This is a genomic window from Brevibacillus sp. SIMBA_040 (assembly GCF_046535075.1).
Lineage (GTDB): Bacteria > Bacillota > Bacilli > Brevibacillales > Brevibacillaceae > Brevibacillus.
Map to the genome: position 1 here is coordinate 1 of NZ_JAWRXI010000009.1, position 19,756 is coordinate 19,756.

Annotated in this window: 16 protein-coding genes and 1 pseudogene; 2 read left to right on the plus strand and 15 right to left on the minus strand. The window is 46.2% G+C overall.

Annotated features, from left to right (window positions below):
• A partial coding sequence (locus SB752_RS15955; protein ID WP_410716613.1) for a hypothetical protein occupies positions 1–207 on the plus strand: 207 nt, incomplete at its 5' end.
• Positions 208–569: 362 nt separating this feature from the next.
• Here the strand turns inward: SB752_RS15955 and SB752_RS15960 are convergent.
• The 6 genes and pseudogenes from SB752_RS15960 to SB752_RS15985 form a co-directional block, all read right to left on the minus strand.
• Positions 570–1,133: an AAA family ATPase gene (locus SB752_RS15960; protein ID WP_410716614.1), complete on the minus strand. Its 564-nt coding sequence runs from the start codon at positions 1,131–1,133 to the stop codon at positions 570–572.
• Between the two features lie 532 nt (positions 1,134–1,665).
• Positions 1,666–2,952 (minus strand): IS110 family RNA-guided transposase, encoded by a 1,287-nt coding sequence (locus SB752_RS15965; RefSeq protein WP_410716615.1) that lies wholly within the window; start codon positions 2,950–2,952, stop codon positions 1,666–1,668.
• A gap of 224 nt (positions 2,953–3,176) precedes the next feature.
• Positions 3,177–3,644, minus strand: coding sequence for an SMI1/KNR4 family protein (locus SB752_RS15970; protein WP_410716616.1), 468 nt, complete (start codon positions 3,642–3,644; stop codon positions 3,177–3,179).
• A gap of 240 nt (positions 3,645–3,884) precedes the next feature.
• Positions 3,885–4,628: pseudogene (locus SB752_RS15975) on the minus strand (class I SAM-dependent methyltransferase).
• A gap of 319 nt (positions 4,629–4,947) precedes the next feature.
• Positions 4,948–5,667 carry a hypothetical protein gene (locus SB752_RS15980; RefSeq protein WP_410716617.1) on the minus strand — a complete coding sequence of 240 codons (720 nt, stop codon included), beginning with the start codon at positions 5,665–5,667 and terminating at the stop codon, positions 4,948–4,950.
• A gap of 2 nt (positions 5,668–5,669) precedes the next feature.
• Positions 5,670–6,383, minus strand: a complete 714-nt coding sequence (locus tag SB752_RS15985; protein WP_410716618.1) for a hypothetical protein — start codon at positions 6,381–6,383, stop codon at positions 5,670–5,672.
• A gap of 285 nt (positions 6,384–6,668) precedes the next feature.
• Between SB752_RS15985 and SB752_RS15990 the strand changes: the two genes are divergently transcribed.
• A complete protein-coding gene (locus SB752_RS15990) occupies positions 6,669–7,379 on the plus strand; it encodes a hypothetical protein (RefSeq protein WP_410716619.1) in 711 nt (236 codons plus the stop codon).
• Between the two features lie 202 nt (positions 7,380–7,581).
• Here SB752_RS15990 and SB752_RS15995 read toward each other — a convergent pair whose 3' ends face one another.
• The 9 genes from SB752_RS15995 to SB752_RS16035 all read right to left on the minus strand — a co-directional run bounded on the left by SB752_RS15995 (position 7,582) and on the right by SB752_RS16035 (position 19,755).
• Complete coding sequence (locus SB752_RS15995; RefSeq protein WP_410716620.1) at positions 7,582–8,040, minus strand: (2Fe-2S)-binding protein; 459 nt, start codon at positions 8,038–8,040, stop codon at positions 7,582–7,584.
• A 2-nt stretch (positions 8,041–8,042) separates the two neighbouring features.
• Positions 8,043–8,876 carry an FAD binding domain-containing protein gene (locus SB752_RS16000; protein ID WP_410716621.1) on the minus strand — a complete coding sequence of 278 codons (834 nt, stop codon included), beginning with the start codon at positions 8,874–8,876 and terminating at the stop codon, positions 8,043–8,045.
• Positions 8,873–10,708 carry a xanthine dehydrogenase family protein molybdopterin-binding subunit gene (locus tag SB752_RS16005; protein ID WP_410716902.1) on the minus strand — a complete coding sequence of 612 codons (1,836 nt, stop codon included), beginning with the start codon at positions 10,706–10,708 and terminating at the stop codon, positions 8,873–8,875. The genes SB752_RS16000 and SB752_RS16005 overlap by 4 nt, the downstream gene beginning before the upstream one ends.
• Before the next feature lie 36 nt (positions 10,709–10,744).
• Positions 10,745–11,200, minus strand: coding sequence for a xanthine dehydrogenase family protein molybdopterin-binding subunit (locus SB752_RS16010; protein ID WP_410716622.1), 456 nt, complete (start codon positions 11,198–11,200; stop codon positions 10,745–10,747).
• Between the two features lie 219 nt (positions 11,201–11,419).
• Positions 11,420–14,269 carry a VWA domain-containing protein gene (locus tag SB752_RS16015; RefSeq protein WP_410716623.1) on the minus strand — a complete coding sequence of 950 codons (2,850 nt, stop codon included), beginning with the start codon at positions 14,267–14,269 and terminating at the stop codon, positions 11,420–11,422.
• Positions 14,259–16,121 carry a vWA domain-containing protein gene (locus SB752_RS16020; protein WP_410716624.1) on the minus strand — a complete coding sequence of 621 codons (1,863 nt, stop codon included), beginning with the start codon at positions 16,119–16,121 and terminating at the stop codon, positions 14,259–14,261. The genes SB752_RS16015 and SB752_RS16020 overlap by 11 nt, the downstream gene beginning before the upstream one ends.
• 17 nt (positions 16,122–16,138) lie before the next feature.
• A complete protein-coding gene (locus SB752_RS16025) occupies positions 16,139–17,020 on the minus strand; it encodes a DUF58 domain-containing protein (RefSeq protein ID WP_410716625.1) in 882 nt (293 codons plus the stop codon).
• Entirely contained in the window at positions 17,017–18,000 is a 984-nt protein-coding gene (locus SB752_RS16030; protein ID WP_410716626.1) for an AAA family ATPase, read from the minus strand. Before SB752_RS16030 ends, SB752_RS16025 begins: the two co-directional genes overlap by 4 nt.
• Positions 18,001–18,036: 36 nt before the next feature.
• Positions 18,037–19,755, minus strand: a complete 1,719-nt coding sequence (locus SB752_RS16035) for a hypothetical protein (RefSeq protein WP_410716627.1) — start codon at positions 19,753–19,755, stop codon at positions 18,037–18,039.
• Position 19,756: the final 1 nt, after the last annotated feature.

Below are 19,756 nucleotides of genomic sequence, written 5' to 3' on the forward strand. Positions count from 1 at the left end.
ACTGGTTCAAAGCTGGCAAATCATTTAATGATAGACTCATTAACGCTTTCGCTGTTCAGTTTTCAAAGAGCATTTTTACAAGCACTTCAAAAGTGCTGGACTCATAATATACCACGTATGATTATTTCAAATCAACCGGTAATTTTTAGGGTGTTTCGTTTGGCTCTATTTGTTTCGCCCTTTTTGAAAGGCGGATTACAAATATAACATGAACATTTGACTTAATCAAATGAAATACTTGGAAAATCGACTTCCTGTAGTTCATAGTAAATAACAACTTCCATCAACCGCCCTCGGGTTAGTCCGGGGTTTTTTTACAGCATTTTTCGAGGAGCGCACATCTTACGTTTTGTAAAGCAACCCAATGATAGGCAAGTCTCCCTGCCCAACTACAACGACAACCTCAAATAAGAAAAACTGTTCTATTTCCTTCGGCCGATTACATATTTGTTCCCCCATTTCTCTCCCTTACCTCGGACGCTTTGTCACCTCAACTATTTTTCTTTGTGTTTCGCATAGTACTAGGTCCAAAAAGAGAGTCGTTCCAATTGAACCCTTCTTTTTGGGAACTAGCATATGCTTTTAGCTATGTTCACAATTTCTTGAATGACAGAACGAACTTCACCACTGTCCTTGATTACAAACAAATAGTTGGCCTCTCCTTCTATTGGTGCCATCACATCGCCGTTGTGAGATTCATCTTTTTGGCGTTCAAGCACTTCTTCAAAATTAGAAGCAGTCCTGAAGATATTTGTACTTCGCTGGCTATTGGCAATTCGAATTTGAAGAATATGATCGGGGATATCAAAAGTCACAACAATACTGACAAATCCTTTTTGATGAAAACGTTCAAGCAAATCTAAGCGGCCTTTGCGAGAACGATAAGAATTGCATAAAATGAGGTGAAAATTTGTTTCATTCACAGCATAATCTACTATTGTTCGAGAGATCGCGTTCTTGAATATATTAGCCCCTTGCTTAGGTAGCATCGTTTTATAATATGTATTGATGAATTCAGCATGGTCATCTCGGTCAATCACGACTGAGTTGTGTAAGTACTGTTCTAATTCTTTAGCAAATGTACTTTTCCCGCTGTGAGTTTTACCTACAGTTATGACAACTAACCTATTCATCAAGGCAACTCCATTCATAGAGTAATTAAGGTTTCAATGTAAATCTTAACATTAAATTCATCGCTCTATAACCAACCTTTACCTGATGATTTTCATAGTAACTAATTAATCGGTACCACAAAACTCCCTCTATATAGAAAGCAAAATCTCTCGTTTTCATTTGTTTTCTCAAGTTTTCATAGCGTTGTTGGTTTCTAATCATTTGAATACTGGAATAAGGCTGTATTTAAGGTTAATTTTGGGGCCGATGAGAAAAAACGAATCATAGTTACCTGACCACTCTTATCCAAAAAATGGATTGCTAGTCGAATTATGGTCGCACTGGTGGATGTCCACATATCTCATGGGGGTCAACCCTCCCAAATCTCACAGAGTCTTCGCTCCCAAATTCCTTCGTCCAACCTTTCCATGAGGTGGATGTCAGTCATGCTGCCCGACAGGATCCTTTGCCCGTATTATAGTTGCTTTACTGACTAATCCGTGCTTCAAATGTTGTTACCTATTACTACACTTCGAGAATTCAAAAAACAATCTAAGCTACTTTCGGAAGTCCTACCATATGGGGAATGTCCCTTAACATACGTTCTTCACTGAATTCACATTGCTTTTTGCCAATCGTAAACAGAATTCGTATCAGCTTATTGCAAATTGCGATGAGGGACTGCATCTTCTTCAAAGGATTATTGGGCCGTTTTGTAAAATACTGATGTAGAGCTTTGAAGGCACTGTTCTTAGCGACCAAAGGCATGGCTACTCGAAAAAGGAGGGCTCGGAGTGTCTTTCTCCCTCTCTTCGTAATTTTGGTTTGTCCTTTGTGCTTTCCAGAAGTATTCTCCCTCAGACTCAATCCAGCTAATTTGATAATCTGTCGAGGGTGGGAATAGTTACTGAGGTCTCCTACCTCTGAAAAGAAGCCTGCAACCGTATCTTTTCCTATACCTGTGATGGCTAACATTTGTTCAACACCTGGAATCTGTTTGAGTAAATCGTCTATATTAGATTCCAGTTCTTCGAACTGTTCATTTATGAGCTCATACTTATCTATTAACGTGCGTAGCTCTAGCTTAGCCATTGCCGAACCCTCACGAATGCCAATCGAATGACTGGCTGCGTCTTTGAGTTGAGTTATTTTACTGAGTCCAATCGCACGTGTAACGGCTTTTCTGAGATGTATTAAGATCTCTTGGTCAGGAAGTTTGCTTAATTCATGTGGTAATAAATTTAGCTTTAAGAGTTGTAATGCGGATTTTCCTTCCCAGTCTTTGAATACGGTAAGAAACTCAGGGAAGAAGCGATCTAGCCAGTTGTGAATTTGTCCTTGAACGGCTTGTAGGTCAACCGATAAAAGATCACGTATTTTCCTCGCCACGCGAAGTTCTGCATATACTCCTTGTGGAATGTTAGGTACAGCGTATCTCCCATCTTTGACTAACTGTGCGATCACTCTGGCATCTTTTACATCGTTTTTAGTAGGTGAATTGTCGTCTAGCTCCTTGCTTTTCTTAACGTGCATCGGGTTTACGACGACAAAGTGAATGCTTTGCTCTATAAGAAAGTGAGCCAGATTCAGCCAATAGTGACCCGTTGGCTCCATACCTACAATCACTTCTTCCATGCCTTGTTGATTCATAAGTTGTTGAATCCAATCCAGAAAATGATGGAAATCTGATTTCGTATTTTCAAAATAAAAAGCTTTCCCGAATTCCAACCCTCTATAGTCCTGTGCACGTGCAACGTGTTTGTGCTTAGCAATATCGACGCCGATAATTAACGTTTGTGAAGTGATTTGAGCAATCTTATCATTTTGGTTATAATTCATTTTGCAGCCTCCTGGTATTAGAGTTCGTCCTTTTTGCTGGCCAGCTCAGGACAACACTTATGATATCAGGAGGCCCCTTTTTTGCTCAAACGTCATTTTTATTCATTACAGGAATGCTGCCCGTTCGTTTAGCAAAGGCTGCCAGTATTTAATAATGGCAGCCTTTATTTGTGTTTGTACCGCAATTGACCCCGTTAGTTCAATGCATTAAACCAGTCAGGATGTTATTCCCTAGCTTTCCGTTTAGCAGCTCTTTGTATTTGTAACCTTATATTTTCAATTCTCTTTAGTGCTTTTTCTTTGATAAAATCTAACGGCCTATTCCATTTCTTTATCTTATTTGTTTCATGATTCCATAAGTATACGTCAGGGTTTAATAACCCTGAACTCGTTTTTTGAAGAACCAGTTGATTTCCTGTATCACCAGCAGCGATTGAAATTAGATCGTCGTGCATGTATTCCCAACGTGCTTTTGTGTTTTCGTAAACGATATGGCTTGATGTTTTCCGAGGATTTGATATATCAAAAACGGGGTGAAAAAGCCACCCACCTGGTAGTTCTAGTCCGTTAGATACTTTCCAAATCTCTTTTAATTGTTCGGGAAATTCCACTCCCATTTCTTCAGCGGCCGCCTTTATCATCTCTTCAGAAACTCCAAGAGAAGGCACTTCATTAATTTTAATATTTTTCATTTTCGTACCCCTTTACTGCATCTTGTCCAACCCATTGGAGTGTTCAAGCAAATGCTATTTCTGTTCAGAGAAAATGAAGTATTAGACTGATTTTGTTGATTTGGTGCTCTTTCTGTCTAAGAAAAGCTCTTTACCTTAGAAAAATAGGTATTAGACTTTTCAATCTTTCCAAACAAATAGGCCAGTCAAAACACGAAAATAAAGTGTTAGACCTTGCTTGGTTTATTGAGCTATCGGATACTATAGTTTTCTTGCTTTGACTACAAAAGTTACAGGAAGCATTTTTGCTTTTTTTGCAAGATCGCTGTTATCGTCCCTCGATTGCATAATTTCATCATCAGATTGCTCAATCATTTGCTCAATTACAAATCCCGCTTTTGCCAACGCATTCACATAGGTTGATAGTGTGCGGTCCGATAATGTTAGAGTGCCTTCATTAAGAGATACCGAATACCAAGATTCATCGAAATAACATTTTTTAAAAGCAAGCCTATTATTTTCTTCTACAACAACACATTTGTGTATAGGGTGAGACCAACTGAAAATGAAAACACCGTCTTTTTTAAGGTAAGATGCGATCCGGCAAAAAGTACCCTCGAGGTCGCTGGTCCAGCCTATGGCATAGATCGAATAAACAAAGTCAAAATAATCCACTGGTATGCCACATTCTTCTTCCATGGGAGAACAGATCAATTTTGCTGAAAGACCGCATGACTTCAAATGTTAAGCTGCCTTTTCGATTTGTTTTTCTGATATATCTATAGCCCATACTTCAGATGCTTTGCGTTCTCCATGATATTGCAAGGATTGACCGTTTCCACAGCCGATTTCTAGCATCTTTTTCCCCGAGACGTCGCCAAAAAGCTGGCATTTTTCTTCTGAGACAAATGCTCCATAAAAAGGAAGAACGATTGCTCCTAAGAAGTCATTTCCTTTTGTATCCCAATAGAAACTGTTTGTTTTATAAACAGATTTCTTATCCATGCCGGCCCTCCCCAAATAATGTTCAATGGCTTGATCACTTATAACCATATTTCAACATGAGTATTTGAAGATAATTGCCCTTTAGCTTAACAAAACAAGCTGCCTTTACAAAGCAGCTGTTGTGTTGAACTGTTATTCATCTAACGATCCAATTAGTGAATTTAAGAAGGAAAGCAAGTATCCTCTTCTTGCTGTTAAACTGACCTTCAACATACTTTTCAGCTCTTTTCGCATTCTGTGTCAACAAATCCTAAATCATAAATGTGTCTTCCCTTCTTCAGTCAGCACAAACCAGTAGTCTTTCTTTAGTTCATCATTGCTATCTTGGAATCTCGATGTCCCCCTTATTTAATATCATCACATATTCCAAGCCAACTTCACCATTTGAATACGAAGTTCCATTTACAGAGTTCTCTGGAAAAATTCCCTTATCCGTCTGATCATATGGAATCCACCCAAAATACATATCTCGTTCGGGGGATTGTTTTGCTGATTCTACTTTGTTGTATGCATTCATGAACTTTACCCAATCGTCGGGCAGTTCCATCAATCCATAAGATTTCTCTTGAAGAGAGACTCTCTCCTCCATTTGTACTCTTGGATTGTAATGCTCTATCCCTTGTGTGATGTGATATCCTCTGTCTCTAATTAAATAAAAATGAATAGAACTCAATTGATCTTTCGGGTGAATATTCCACACAAAATATAACGATGAAGGATCGTTTATATTAAGCTTCCATAGCATTGGTTTCCCCTTTGTATCAATCGAGACAACCTTCCATTTATGATTTTTCCATACCCAATAGCTAAGTCCGTAGTCATCCCCCTTGGAAATAAAAGGAGCTAATACATGGCGCTCGTCAATAGGAATCGTGTCTTGAATGATACTTGCGGTCGCCTCTGGAAAGACACTATTCATCTCTGCAACCAATTGTTCATTGGTTGGAAAAGAAATAGGCTTCGAAAAATAGAACCAGTATACAATGATAGATATCAATATAATAAAAAAACTAGCAAACCATAACTTTTTCTTCATCACTTTTATTCTCCCCCCTCTATTAGTGAATCTTTGGAGCGAAAATAAAGTTGCTTTTTCGGTGTTGATAATAAAATTCCTTTACCATCGTCTTCAATATAAATCAATGTCTGAAGACCACTACCCCATTTTGATGAGGTTCCAATGACTTGATATGGAAACCGTTCATTTCTCTTATTCGATTCAGTATTAAAATAGGTTTCTCTGTACCACTGTTGACTATAAATGGCTTCCTGCCTCATTGTATCGAGTTGATTTTGAAGGCTATCTTTATTTAGTGATCTGTCTTTAGCTGATGGGTGAGTGTTTATAATGGAAGCATTCTCAACATTTGAGATATAGACTGATAGTTCGTCTTTGGGGTATATCACATGATGGACTGGTATTGTTATTAAAGTTGAGGCAAAGAAAATAAAATTCGCCCCAAAGCCTAACCAAGCAAAGGATCGACAAGTCTGCCACCTTTCATCTTTGCCTTTAAAAACAAAATACAAGATCCACACACCAAGAGGTAAAATTGGCAACTTTAATATGATATCCAACAAACCCAAATCAATTGAAAAGGAAAAAAGACCAACAAGTATGATTAGTGGAATCTTCCATACTTTCAGTTTTACAATTTGTTTTTGATAAATTCTATAGGCAAAAAAAACAATAACTAGCCACCCTAAAATTGCAGTTAGTATTTCTATGATATTGTTGTTTACATTTAGTTCCATCCCAATCCTCCTCTCTCGCTTTTTAATCATCTTAAATAGAACTGCAGAATACAGCCCGCCTTCTCGAACAACGAATCCGTTAGGAAACACTAAACCTCTGAATTTTTCTTTATTTTACCATTAATTACATTTTTATTTCCAATCTATTGAATTTTTCTATTCTGCTAAAACTGGACCGTTAGTTTAACAAAGGCTGCCGAATTTTTACCGGCAACCTCTTTTTGTTTTATAAATTATTCTGCATAGAAATTACCAAAACTTAAAAAATAAATGTGGAGGTGCTTTATGCAGAAAATAATGTTGTTCTTTGTAGCTTTGCTCATTGCTTTTGTACCTGTCGCTAACGCTAATCAAGACGACGAAGTCGAACCGTTTACATGGGACGGAAAGTTTCTTGAGGTACTAAAAAAAGTAGATATTCCTGTATATATTCCTTCTCATGTAGCTTCATCTAAATTCTCTCAACAGCTGGGGCCTTTATTCGTGAGCAAGTTGGAAGCAAGCAAAGACCGTTATTTGTTCCAAATTTCACGACAAAGAGTCCGTGATGGACAAGCAAGAACTCTCACTTCCGATGTCATGACGATGTCAGCGGGAACTCTACCTCGTTATCGAAAACAGCCCTTCTCCACATTCGAAGCATTTGAGATACAGGAAGGAACCATCAAGTTCAACGGGGTTGATGTGGATTATTTCGCGAATAAGAGAGCATTTATCTGGAAAGCTAATGGCTGGGAATACCTGGTATGGGCGAAGAATACCAACAATGCTTTTCATATCATAAAGCGTGTTATGGCAACCATACCAAAGGGAACTATACCTGTTAATGGTGCGACAAAAGGACAAATAACAGCTATTGAAACAAATGAGGGAGTCAGTTCGGATGCTGGCTGGTCTTATGATAACGGAAAAACGTGGTACATTATCACTGGACGAGCAACACCAGAGCAATTAACAAAAATAGTAAAGTCTATGGTTAAAGTGGGTACAAGATAGTATAAAATCGTTTTTGGGTTGCTAAATCAGAGACAGTCCAGGACACGATAATAAAGTCCTAGACTGCCTCTGTTTCATTGACCTAACGATATCCGTCAGCTAAACGAAGATATTCTTAGTTCAGTCACATGGGTATTAAAGAGATAATGATTGAACTGAATCTCCCAAATATTACGGGCCACTCCATTCTCAAATATGACGTTCAGTTTTTCTTTTCTGCAAGGACCGACTGAATAGCTTCCTTTATCTCTTGATAGCTTGTGCATCGGCATATGTTGGATTGAAGCCAATTTTCGATTTCGACATCAGTAGCTTCCGGATATGCTTCTACCAATGCATGGCAATTCATAATGAAACCAGGCGTGCAATAGCCGCATTGAAAAGCCCACTTTTCGCAGAAGGCTTGTTGAATTGGGGTATTTTGCAGGCCTTCGATGGTGGAAATTTGCCTTCCTTCACATTCTACTGCCAGCCATAAGCATGATTTTTGCGGAATCTGATCCACAAGCACGGTACATGCGCCACAATCCCCATTTTCACACCCCGGTTTGGCTCCAGTCAGCCCCATATGTTCTCGAAGTACCGTCAGCAAAGTGTCTGAACAGCGACAGTATGTTGTCTTTCTTTCACCATTGATGGTAAGTTGGATTAGCCTGTTCATGTTCAATCCCTCTCAAAACATTCTATCGTGTCCAGCATGAGGTTATGTACAAGAAACTCCCGGAAGGATGCCGATGCGTGCTGATCTGAGATAATGGATTCCGGAAATCGCAGAATCGCAGAACTAATTCGCTCCTCCAAGCTTAGCGTCTGATCTTTTAAAGCGTGTTCGACTTCTTTGGAACGAAATGGGAACGAACACACCCCTGAAAAGGCGATGTGAATCTCGCCCTGATTTTGGATCGCTGCAATCGAAACGATGGGGTATCCGATGCGATCGATTTTTGTTCTTTTCTCGCACTGGTACGGCAATTTTGTTGCCTGTCGATCCACGGTGATCTGCAACAAAAATTCATGGGGCAGCAGTTTCAATTCTCGTTCAAACACATCATGGATCGATACTTGCTTCACTCCACTTTCCGTTGCAATCTGCAATTGGGCATTGCTAACAAGCAGCGGTAAGACAGTTTCCCGATACATGATTTTGCCGCAAATGTTACCGCCCAAGGTAATTTTGCACCTTGACGTGTGGTCGGCAATCCGGTTGCAGACCCTGCTCAGCAAGGGAAAGTACTGCACTGCCTCAAGCTGTGCCAACGATACAGCTGACCCGATAACCAGCTGATCTTGGTGCCAGTCGAGTATCTGACAGTCGGTAATCCCTTTGATATCAATGATCCCTTTCGTATGCAGCTGCGATAATCGGGCCATGGTAATGATCTCTGTCCCACCGCAGTAGTATTTCGGTTCTTTGCCCTCAGCCTCCCATTGACGGAAGATAGAGATCGCTTCCTGGATGGATTCAGGCTTCACATAGTCAAAGTCAAAAGGAATCATGATGGATGCTCTCTCCTTTTTGCTTCCCAGATCGATTCAGGAGTCAGGGGAAGCTTGTTAAGTGGCACTAGAGCGGCAAGCGACAGCGCATTGGCCAATGCGGGGGCAATTCCCATGGTTCCATGCTCGCCAACCCCTCTTGCTCCGTATGGTCCATCAATCTGCGGAGTCTCCAGGAATTCGACCACATATTCGGGATTTTCACCGTATCTCATCACTTTATAAGTTCGGAATTGGAAGTCAAGCGTCTCTCCCTTTTGGTTATGCGTAAATTCCTCGCGGGTCGCGAAGCTTAGCCCCATGCTCATCCCGCCCATCACCTGGCCTTTGGCGCCCATTGGGTTTAACACTTTACCCACATCAATGACGGAAATCGCTTTTTTCAACTCATACGTATACGTTCGCGGGTCAAAAACAACCTCTACCGCTTGCGCCCCTACGGTCCAATCTGGCCCAGGCGTTCCCGAGCCGGAATTGGGATCGATCGTGGTGAGGTGTCTCATGACGTAACTTCCCCGACCGATGATCTGGCCTCCAATCGTATTGCCATTCATATATTTGTACCCATGGACGATATCTTTCAGATACACTCCTTTTTGCGGGTCTGCCTTTAAAAAAGCTCTTTCTTCTGCAACATCGATATCCTCCGGAGTGCAACGCAGCACAATGGATGCAATGCGGCAGATTTGCTGAATGGCATCCTCAGCTGCGCGCAGAACGGCATTTCCTACCATGAAAACAGAGGAGCTTGCCACTGTCTTCCAATGCTCGGGATTGACCTGTGTATTGACTTCCATCATTGGATGGATTTTGCTTTCGCTCATTTTAAAGCGTTCCGCCAAAATTTGGGTTAACGCTGTTTTGGTTCCCTGTCCCATCTCGACCACCCCGCAGGAGAGGTTGAGGCTGCCATCCTTGTTGAAAGAGATGACGGCTCCAGATAACGCATTGGTTGGCGAATTGGAGGTTTTCCAGAAGCAAGCGATTCCTTTTGCCCTCACTTTAGTGCGATCTTCCTTAATGAATTGTCCTTCATCCCATTTAATCAATTCCTTGGCCCTGTTCAAGCAAGTTTTTAGATCCCCAATGTTGCTTCGGGTCAATTCAGCTAATGACGGCGTTTTATCTCCAGGTTGAATCGCATTCTTCAATCGGAATTCAATAGGATCCATGTCCAATTTTTCCGCTAATAGCTCCATTGCCCGTTCAATCGGAAAGGTTAGCTCTGTGTGAGCATATCCTCGAAAAGAGGTAGCATATGTATGATTGGTGTAAAGACAGATGGAGTCGCACCAGACATTGTCTATTTTATAAGGTCCCGTACAATTTAATCCGGCTGATTTGCTAATATCCACCGCTTCATCGGAGTAAGCTCCCCCGATGAACTCAAAGGTAATTTCTGCGGCCATCAATTTTCCTGTTTTAGTAGAGCCTAATTTGACTTTGGCATGCAAGCCGATGTGGGTTGGGGATGTAATCATATCTTCTTCCCGGCTGTTGGCAAGCTTCACCTTTCTTCCACCTACAGCTCTTGAAGCTGCAAACGCCAGTAATTCCAATTGAATAGCAGCTTTCCCGCCAAACCCTCCGCCAACTAACGGAACCTGAACGTGTATTTTTTCTAGGGGGACGAAGAAGTATTTATGAATCAGTTTTTGCACGTCGAAAGGGGCTTGGGAAGCCGTCAAGATTTTTACCTCTCCACTCGGTAACATCTCCGCAATTGAGCAGCGTGTTTCCATCGCTGCATGATCTGTTTGTGGAAATGAAAAACGTTCCTCCACGATGACTTCACTCAGTTCCCATCCTGCTTGCGTATCTCCTTTTCTGATCTTTGTCCGGTTCGCTACATTTGTATGAAACTCAGGTTACACGTTTTGGTCAATCTTATAGCTTGCAAGGTTCGGGTGAACAAGTGTTGCATTCTCTTTTTGCGCTTCATCGACAGTAAGAACGACAGGTAGCGATTCGTATTCGACCTCTATCCGTTTACAAGCAGCGATCGCTTGGTACTCATGATCAGCTACGACCAGAGCGACAGGCTCCCCATAATAACGTACCTTTTCCGTTGCTAAAATTGGTCGTGCTTCGATATGTGGACCTACAAAGATGGGAATATCGGAACCAGTGAGCACAGCTCGGACGCCCTCTGATTTCATCGCCTTTTCCGTATTTATGCTGATGAGCCGCGCATGTGCACAAGGACTAGTGAGCAATTTGGCATGAAGCATCCCCGGAGAAGAAAAATCAGCTGTATACTTGGCTCTCCCTGTTACTTTATTTTCAGCGTCTATCCTCGGTACGCTTTTTCCTACCGATTTCATCTAAGCCCCAACCCCTCTATTACCATATCAATTACTATTTTTTACTCAAATATTGGCATCCTATACTTTTAGTGGAGTTGAATGCTCATGCGGACGGCGTCGCCCCTAATACTCTTATGGGCAAAACTGGACCTTAGAATAAAAAAACAGCCTATTGCTATTCGCAATTAATGGCTGTTTTTTAGTGCCTATTTGGTTGGTAATATCCTAATTGGTAGGTTACTTGGTTCGGCGCTTTTTAGCTTCTAGCAGACGGTTTAATGTTGCATCTTGCTGGGCTTGTTCTTTGTTTCCTTGCTCTTTTTTCGTCTCCGGATACGCTGCTTTGTTCGGTACCGCGGGAGTTGTTGCTACTGATCGAGCTGCTGCTGCAGTGCTTGCCTGCGTGCTGCTCGCATTGCTCGCTTTAGTCTGAGTAGCGCTTCTTTGGCTTGCCCGCTTTTCCCCGAGGCGTGTTAGCACGGCTTGCTGCTTTGTGTCTGTCGATGCGCGCTGGCGGCGCGTCCAAATACTTGCCAGTCTCGCCCACCAATGATCAGGAAGCTGCAAACGGCGTACAGCAACATCAAATGGAAGGAGCAAGGCCGCTAACATCAAGAGCCACTGGCTAATCGATTGCGTATCCCACTTATCAGGTAACGTCCCGCCAAAAACCTCACCCGCCTGAGCTATTTGCTTGCCTCCGCCGGCAACGAGCCAGCTGCGCAGCTCTTTTTCACCGTCACTTGGCATGCCATACTCCGGCGAGTATGAAACGGTCAATCCTGTCGTTTGACTGGCCGTTACTTTTCCTTTTACCTTCTCAACGATCTGAATCAAATACGTCCCTGGATCGTTTGTGTCAAAATTACCTTCCATGACATCAGGGGCAATGGGCTTGAGTCGGATCAGCTCTCGCTCCATGTCCTGATTGAGGACGACCGCCTCCAGCTCCTGTGGCATAGATTTCCCAGCAGGTAGTGTAACGGTTACCTTTCCACGGGTTCCGTCAAGAACGGTTTGCGTTTTCCATTCGCCCTCTATAATTTGCGGCAGTGTCCATGCTACGATTTCATTCCACAGCCGACTGTTTCCTCCCCAGCTGACCCAATCTGGAGCCCACTTGCCTTCGAGGTCGCTCGTCCACGCAACCGAGCGCCCGAGTCCATACTGCCAGCGAGTCAGGATCGGATCTTCGTCCATGCTCATCAGCGATGTTTCGGCTGTTTGCTTGGGGGTTGTCGCGACATAAGCCCGCAGAGGCGGCAAGCCCTGCTGCAGGGTAGCCCATGCTCCCGCCCCCATGAGGGCCGGGACTTGTGGTTTTTCCACGATAAAGGTGCGACTTGCCAAAGCGGTTTCCTTGCTGAAAATTTTCGGGATCGACTCGGCATCATTGGCAAAGTAATATCTGCCTTTTCCCCACTCAGCAATCATCTGCAAAAGCTGAGTATCCGCATCATCACCAACCGCTACCGTAGACACTGTAATGTTTTCGCCTGCCATCTGTTGAAGCAAACCTTGGTAATCATCCTGCATGCCGGACTGTCCATCAGTCAGCAAAATGACGTGCTTGCGCTGCGTTTTCATCGTTTTGACGCTTTCATACGCCATTTGCAGAGCCGGGAAAATATCTGTTCCGCCATCAGCTACGATGCTGCCGATTTGCTGCTGAATCTCATTCAGCTTGGTAACGGTCTGCGGTTTTACAACCTCCCATGGATCACCGTCAAAGGCAATAACACCGATGTAATCCTGCTGATTCATCATCGTTGTCGCGCGAATTGCCGCTTCCTTAGCCAGCTCCATTTTATCCACGCCTCTAGCGTCACCAGTCATACTTCCGGACTTGTCGATCACGAGCTGTAGTCCGAGAGAAGGCAGCTGCTCTTTTCCTTTTAAATCCATATGGACCGGAAGTGCTTCCTCGATCGGCGTCTGAAACCAACCGCCCATCCCGAAGCTGTCACTTCCCCCGGTCATAATCAGCCCCATCCCTAGATCACGTACGGCTGTCCGCATGCGCTCCATATCGGCATCACCCATTTGGGTGGCAGGTACATCCGCTAAAATGACGGTAGCATACTGCTTATATCCATCTAGCTCCTTTGGTAAAAGCGCCAAATCACGCACTTCTACTTTTAGGCTGCTCGCCTCCAGCGCCTGAACAAGATTGGTCGCCGCACCGGGATGACCCTCGGCTACGAGAATGACAGGAGAACCGGCGACCTCTGTGTAAGCTGTAGCCTGATTGTTTGCCTGCACCGTATCTTGCTTCGGTTCGATTTCTACGCGAAAACGATGAAAGCCCTCCTGTATCGCCTTCTGCGAGAACACAAAACGATTTTTTCCTTTATCAATCTGAACGATTTGCTGCCCAGCTTCCCGATTCCCTTCATACAAGCGAAGGGTTGCCTCGGTAGCTAGTGTGCTTTCCACATCTACACTGATACCGTATTCCTCTCCCGCGTACAAATGCTGCGGTACCTGTACAGAGGCGAGCACGACCTCATCGCCCTGTGGCTGCTGCAAGGAAACGGCTTCTACTACAATTCCCCGGTCAGAAGCGAGCTTGGTTTGACGGGCTGCATCGCCACTGGTCGCTATCCCGTCCGTAAGCAAGACGACCTTTCCCCTCGCATTGCTAGGAATCATCGCTGATGCAAGACGAATACCCTCTGCCAAATTGGTGGCGTGGCGATTCACCTCCACACCCAATGGCGATATTTCTGGTCGCATAGTCAACGGCTGATCTACCGCAGCCTCCGCGCCGACAGAGACGATCGCATACTTGTCTTCTGCCCTCTTTTGCTCCACAGCCTCCCGCAAAAAGGACATGATCCGCGGGTCATCCTTCATCGATGCGGAGCGGTCTACTACAAAAACGATCGTTTTCGCCTGAATCGGAGTCAGCAGCTGTGTTCCAGCCAACGCTAAAACAAGCAGTAGGAACAAAATCGATCGAATGGTGGCAATCGCCGCTTTTCTACCGACGTGCATCTGTTTTTGCTGACGCCACCAGCTGTATAGCAAATAAATAATGGGAAGCAAAAGCAAGAGGAATAGCGGCTGTACAAAATTAATACCCACGTTGATACACTCTCCATTCCACACAAAGCACCAAGAGAGCTAGCGCTGCCAACCAACTCGTCAGCTCCATAGCCCCTACCGAGCTTGCTGCTTTTTCTCCTCCCTCTAGTTGACCAGCTTGAGGCTCCATACCCATTCGCTGAACCTTTGGCATAATATCCGATTCCGTCTCACTCATCTGCACGGCAAAATATCTCGTCTGTTTCCCGCTACCCATCACTTCATCGAGACGATACAGCCCCAGCTCGTCAGGAACCTGCATCATCCATGTAGTTCCTTCGCCTGTGATTGAGGTTTTTTGTCCATTCGGGTACGTCATCGTCCGCTCGGAAGCTCCCGGCGTAAGCGGAATAGACAATACCTCGCCTGGATGAGCTGAACCGATAGGCGCCGATTGTGTAGGAGATAGCCAGGTCACTATATTTTGCATGAGAATCGGAAAAGCTGGACGCAGAGGCAAATCGGATTCATGCAGATCAAAGCCAATTATTACGATCCGCCGTCCGTCAATGACACCTACTCGCACCAAATCTGTCTCGCCTGCACGCACCAGTGTTTTCATGCCTGGCATTTCATCCAGTTCCGCACCTGCCGCTATGTGAACGTCACGCCAATCGACATATTTGAGCAACACGTCATCCTGGGCAACCGCTTTTGGCTGTTGCTCCAGCTCTCTCTTCCCCTGGTATGGCAGCCAACTCGTTTTACGATCAGGGGCCAGCAACAGTACGTTGGCATCTGGCAGCTTATCGGGCACTATTCCATCGTAAATCCACAAATCGCGAGCTTCTGCTTTTTGCTGTGGAGCTTGCTGAGTCGTCTCCACTTCCACACTTCCTACTGTCTGCAGGGCTTGATGCAAAAAGCGGTTCCCACCTGGCGAAAGAAGAACAGCCTTGCCCTTGCCAGCCGCAAACGGCACACTCCACATTTCGTTGTCTTCTGCCAGCCCATCCTGTTCTGGCAAAATGACTGCGCGGTAAACAGGAGATACAGGTAACGCCTGAAAAGAGGCAGTATAAGATCCCCCAGCTTCCATCGAAAAGGAGTCTGTATCTACTAGCTTGTTTTCCCCATCAAAAATCGTAATGGTACCCCGCGTAGGCTGACTGCCGTAATGATCGAGCCGCAGCAGCCCTTCTACACCTTTTGCTGCTGGCTGCATCACAAAAACACCGATTGCCGTGTTCTCTCGCGTCCGTCCCATTTGCATAAAACGGAATGGCCCCTGAAAAGAAGATGCTGCTCCCGTTTCCAGCTTGCGATCCCCGCTTCCGTCCCCAATCCATACAACACCACTTCCAGGTTCATTCGCTGCGATTGCACCTGCCAATGAATACGCAGCATTGGTATCTGCCGCTCCGGGAAAAGCGGAGAGTGTCTGCAACGCATTAGTTAATGCCTGCTTGTCGTCGCTTTTGGAGAGGAGCACGTTCGGCTCGCGTCCTGCCTCGATCAGCGTCATGGTCTGTCCGCTGCCCAGCTGCTCTATCAAGCCTTGAGCAGTCGAGACCGCGCGCTCCATTCTGGTTACCTCGCCTTCTTTTGCCAGCATGCTGCCTGAAGTATCGACCACGAGTACTGTATGATCGGTGGAGATTCCGTCTGTTGGTACAGCTGGTCTGAGCAAAGCCAAAAGCAAAAGACATGCAATCAGTAATTGCAGAATCAACAACAAATTGCGCCGGAGCTTTTCCCACGGTCTTACCGCCTCCCAATTTTGCAGCGTTCGCTGCCACAGGAGCGTGCTTGGTACGATGCGATCCTCTACTTTTCGCTTGAGCAGATAGAGGACGATGATGGCGGGGATGATCAATGCGAACCACAAGTTGCCGAGTGTCATCCACTGCATGGTTGTCTCTCTCCTCTCTAGCGAATCATGCCTGCCTGACGAAATACTTGAAACACAATAGATTCTAGCGTTTGCTCGGCTTCGATAGCCACACAAGTAATCCCTCTACCGTAAGCAAAAGAGGTCAGCTCCTGTTGGTAGTCCGCAAGGCTTTTCCGATACTCTTCCATGAGGAGGCCCGTTACAGACAACTCTTTTGCCTGATGGGTCTCGGAATCTATCAATCTCAGCTCCCCTTGATAGGCTGGCTGCAGCTCTTCCTGTGAGAGCACCTGTACCAGTACTACCTCCTGGCGGGCAGCCTGCAAATAGGCAATACCTGGGGAGTAGCCTGACTCGAACAAAAAGTCCGACAGCACAATCGAAATGCCCGATTTGCCATGCACGGCACCTGGTTGGCGCATCGCTGTATTCAGATCACCCGTCCCGCCCTCTTGTAGCGAAGACAAAAAGCTGAGAAGTCGATGCGCCTGTTTTTTTCCCTGTAATCCCTGTAAGGAGGTAGTAATTTGACTGTCAAAAGCAAAAACAGAGACATGATCTAGGTTGCATAGTGACAAATAACCGAGGGCAGCCGCAATTTGCACCGCCCGCTCCATTTTTCCCGGCTGCCCGTAGCCCATCGAGCGACTGCAATCAATGTACAGTGTGACGTGAAGCTCCGTCTCGTCCAAATACTTTTTCAAAAAAAGCTTTCCCGACCGTGCGTAGGCATTCCAATCGAGCTGGCGCAGATCGTCTCCGGGAACATACGCCCGGTAATCGGCAAACTCCATGGAGCTGCCCAGCTGTCTTGCCCGCCGTCCGCCCGCATGACTCCCGCTAACGAGTCTTCTGGTCGCCATTTGCATCCGTTCCAGCCTTGCGAGCCACGATGGGTCAAGCAGATGCTGGCTCATACCTTCTTGCTCTCCAGTCCCTGCAAAATATCGCGGACAATCCGGTCAGGACGAATGCCATTTGCCTCCCCTTCAAAATTGAGGAAGATTCGATGGCGAAGGGCTGGCACAGCTACGGCCTCCACATCCTCATAGGCCAAATTGTAGCGACCCGAGAGCAGCGCACGTACCTTTGCCAGCGCGACCATTGCCTGTACACCACGCGGTCCTGCACCATTACGCACGTATTGGTTCACGGACGCTACTGCCTTTTCGCCGGGATGCGTCGCCAGGAGCAGCCCGACAGCATAATCCAGTACCGCATCTGCTACCAGCACCTCGCGTGCCGCTTGCTGAATTTCAGCAATCTGCCCAGCAGACGCGACCTTTTCCACATGTGTGGCTTGCCCTATTGTCGTCCGCAACACAATCGCTTTTAGCTCTTCTTCTGTCGGATACGGCACGTCAATCTTCAGTAGAAAGCGGTCCATTTGTGCCTCTGGCAATGGATAGGTGCCTTCTTGCTCCAACGGGTTTTGTGTTGCCAAAACAAAAAATGGATCGGGCAGAGGCCGTGTGACCCCCCCGGCAGAAACGGTTCGCTCCTGCATAGCCTCCAAAAGAGCACTCTGTGTCTTTGGTGTCGCGCGGTTAATCTCGTCGGCAAGCACGACATGGGCAAAAATCGGCCCTTTTTGAAACTGGAACGATTGCTGCCCTGATTCATCGACAAGCAAAATATTCGTTCCTGTAATATCTGTCGGCATCAAGTCCGGGGTAAACTGGATACGCTGAAACGATAGCTCAAATGCCTGCGACAGTGTACGCACCAAGAGTGTCTTCCCCAAACCGGGCACACCTTCAAGAAGTGCATGGCCGCCAGCAAATACCGCCCAAAGGAGCTGTTCCACGACATCTTTTTGTCCTACCAACACTTTCCCAATCTCTTGTCTAACGAGCTCTACTCGTTGCAGACAATCCTCCAAGGTTTGCTGCGCCATAGCCGCGTCCCCTCCCTCTCTTCTATCTGAATCCGTTTACGGCTCAATTTTGCTAAAGTACTCCTTTACAACCTCTTGATAATCACCGGGAATACTGCTTTTTTCCATGCTCTCGCGGGCAAACTGCTCATACTGTCCATACACTTCCTCGTATGGCAATGTACTGCCGGAGGATACCTGTGTATTGCCGCTTTGCTGCGATTGTGATGGCCCGGCACCCAAAGGTCCGCCAACCGTCTCAAACGGTCCAGTATCGCCGCCGATGCGGTTGGACGGAATCGTAACCAGCTCGTGGTTCCCAGCTCCCAGTCCTGCACCAGAGCCTTGACCGCTACCTGATCCGTTGCCCGTTCCCGAACCGTTGCCGGAGCCGTTTCCAGAGCCGTTGCCTTGGCCTGTTCCGTTTCCAGAGCCACTTCCTTGACCGTTTCCATTATTTCCACCAGCCGGCTGGTTTGCTGCACCCGAGCCTGGATTGGCGTTCGCTGCTGTTCCTGTTGAAGGATTTCCCGATGCAGGTACAGCCGGACCAGTGCCCGGAGTGCCCAATGCAGCTCCAGCTCCTGCTGTCCCGCTACTTCCTGTGGCACCTGCACTCGCCAGGGTCATCTGGGACTGCTGGAGAGAAGCTGCTGCATTTGCTGCTGCCAGCATCCCTTGCTGAGCTTGCTGCGCGCCTGCCATCGCTTGCATGAGACTATCCTGCATCGCCGCCATAGCCTGTGGCACCTGTCCCTGTGCCGTTTGCACAGCTGCTTGTGCCAATTGGTTTGCGATCTCTTTTATCTCTTCGGATTGTGCCGCTTCGGCTGCCTTTTGCAGCTCGTTAGCCGCCTGTTCCAGCTCACTCGCCAGCTGCTCTCGTTCCTTCGGAGACATAGCCTCCAGAGCTTTTTCCATCTGCTTGAGGGCATCCGTCATCTTCTGCCTGTCCCCGCTGTCCATCGCGTCAGCGAGAGCATGCGTCCCTTGCTGACTGCCCAAATTGCGCTGAAGCTGGGCCAGAGCAGACTCTTTCCGTTGCTCAGCCTCCCGCATTTTTTCCAGCTGCTTTTCAGCTGCTCTCAAGGCATTGAGCCTCTCTGCCGGATCATCCGCCTTTGCCAGCGCCTTTTTTGCTTGTTCTAGCATTTCTTCCAGCTGCTTTTTCTGGGCCTCGCTCATAGCTGGATTCGTTTTGGCTTCCTGCTTGATAGCCTCGACTTCCTTTTCCACCTGAGCTACAAGCTTTTGCTCCTCTGCCAGCTGGGCGAGCCTCACATCTTGTGGATTGGGCCACAGGAATAGGGCAAGAAACACCACAGCCAATCCACCGATGGCATACTTGTTTTTTCGCACGTCCACCCATACGTGAACATTTTCTACGATCTGCGGCAGCTGTTTGCGTAACCGTCGCAACGCATCTTCTCTTTGCATCGCTGCCACGCTCGACTCGTTCGCACGATTTTCCCACGCCGTAACTACACGCTGAGCCAAGCCATTCTCATCAGCGAAACGAGCGCTTTGCAGGGTTGTAGGCTTTCGCCAAAATACGCTTACACCGCCAATTACGAGCGACAATAAAAACAAACTGAGTGTAATCCACCCATAATAAGGAATCGGCCATAGACGAGCCAGGAGAAGAAGCAGCACGCTCCCTCCCAGCCCCCACAAGCCGAACATCGTCAATTGCCGTATGAAAATGTGAAGCGCCAGTCTTTTGCGAATCGGCTCTAGCAGCGACTGCAGCTCATCATTGGTTTTTGGAATAAACATG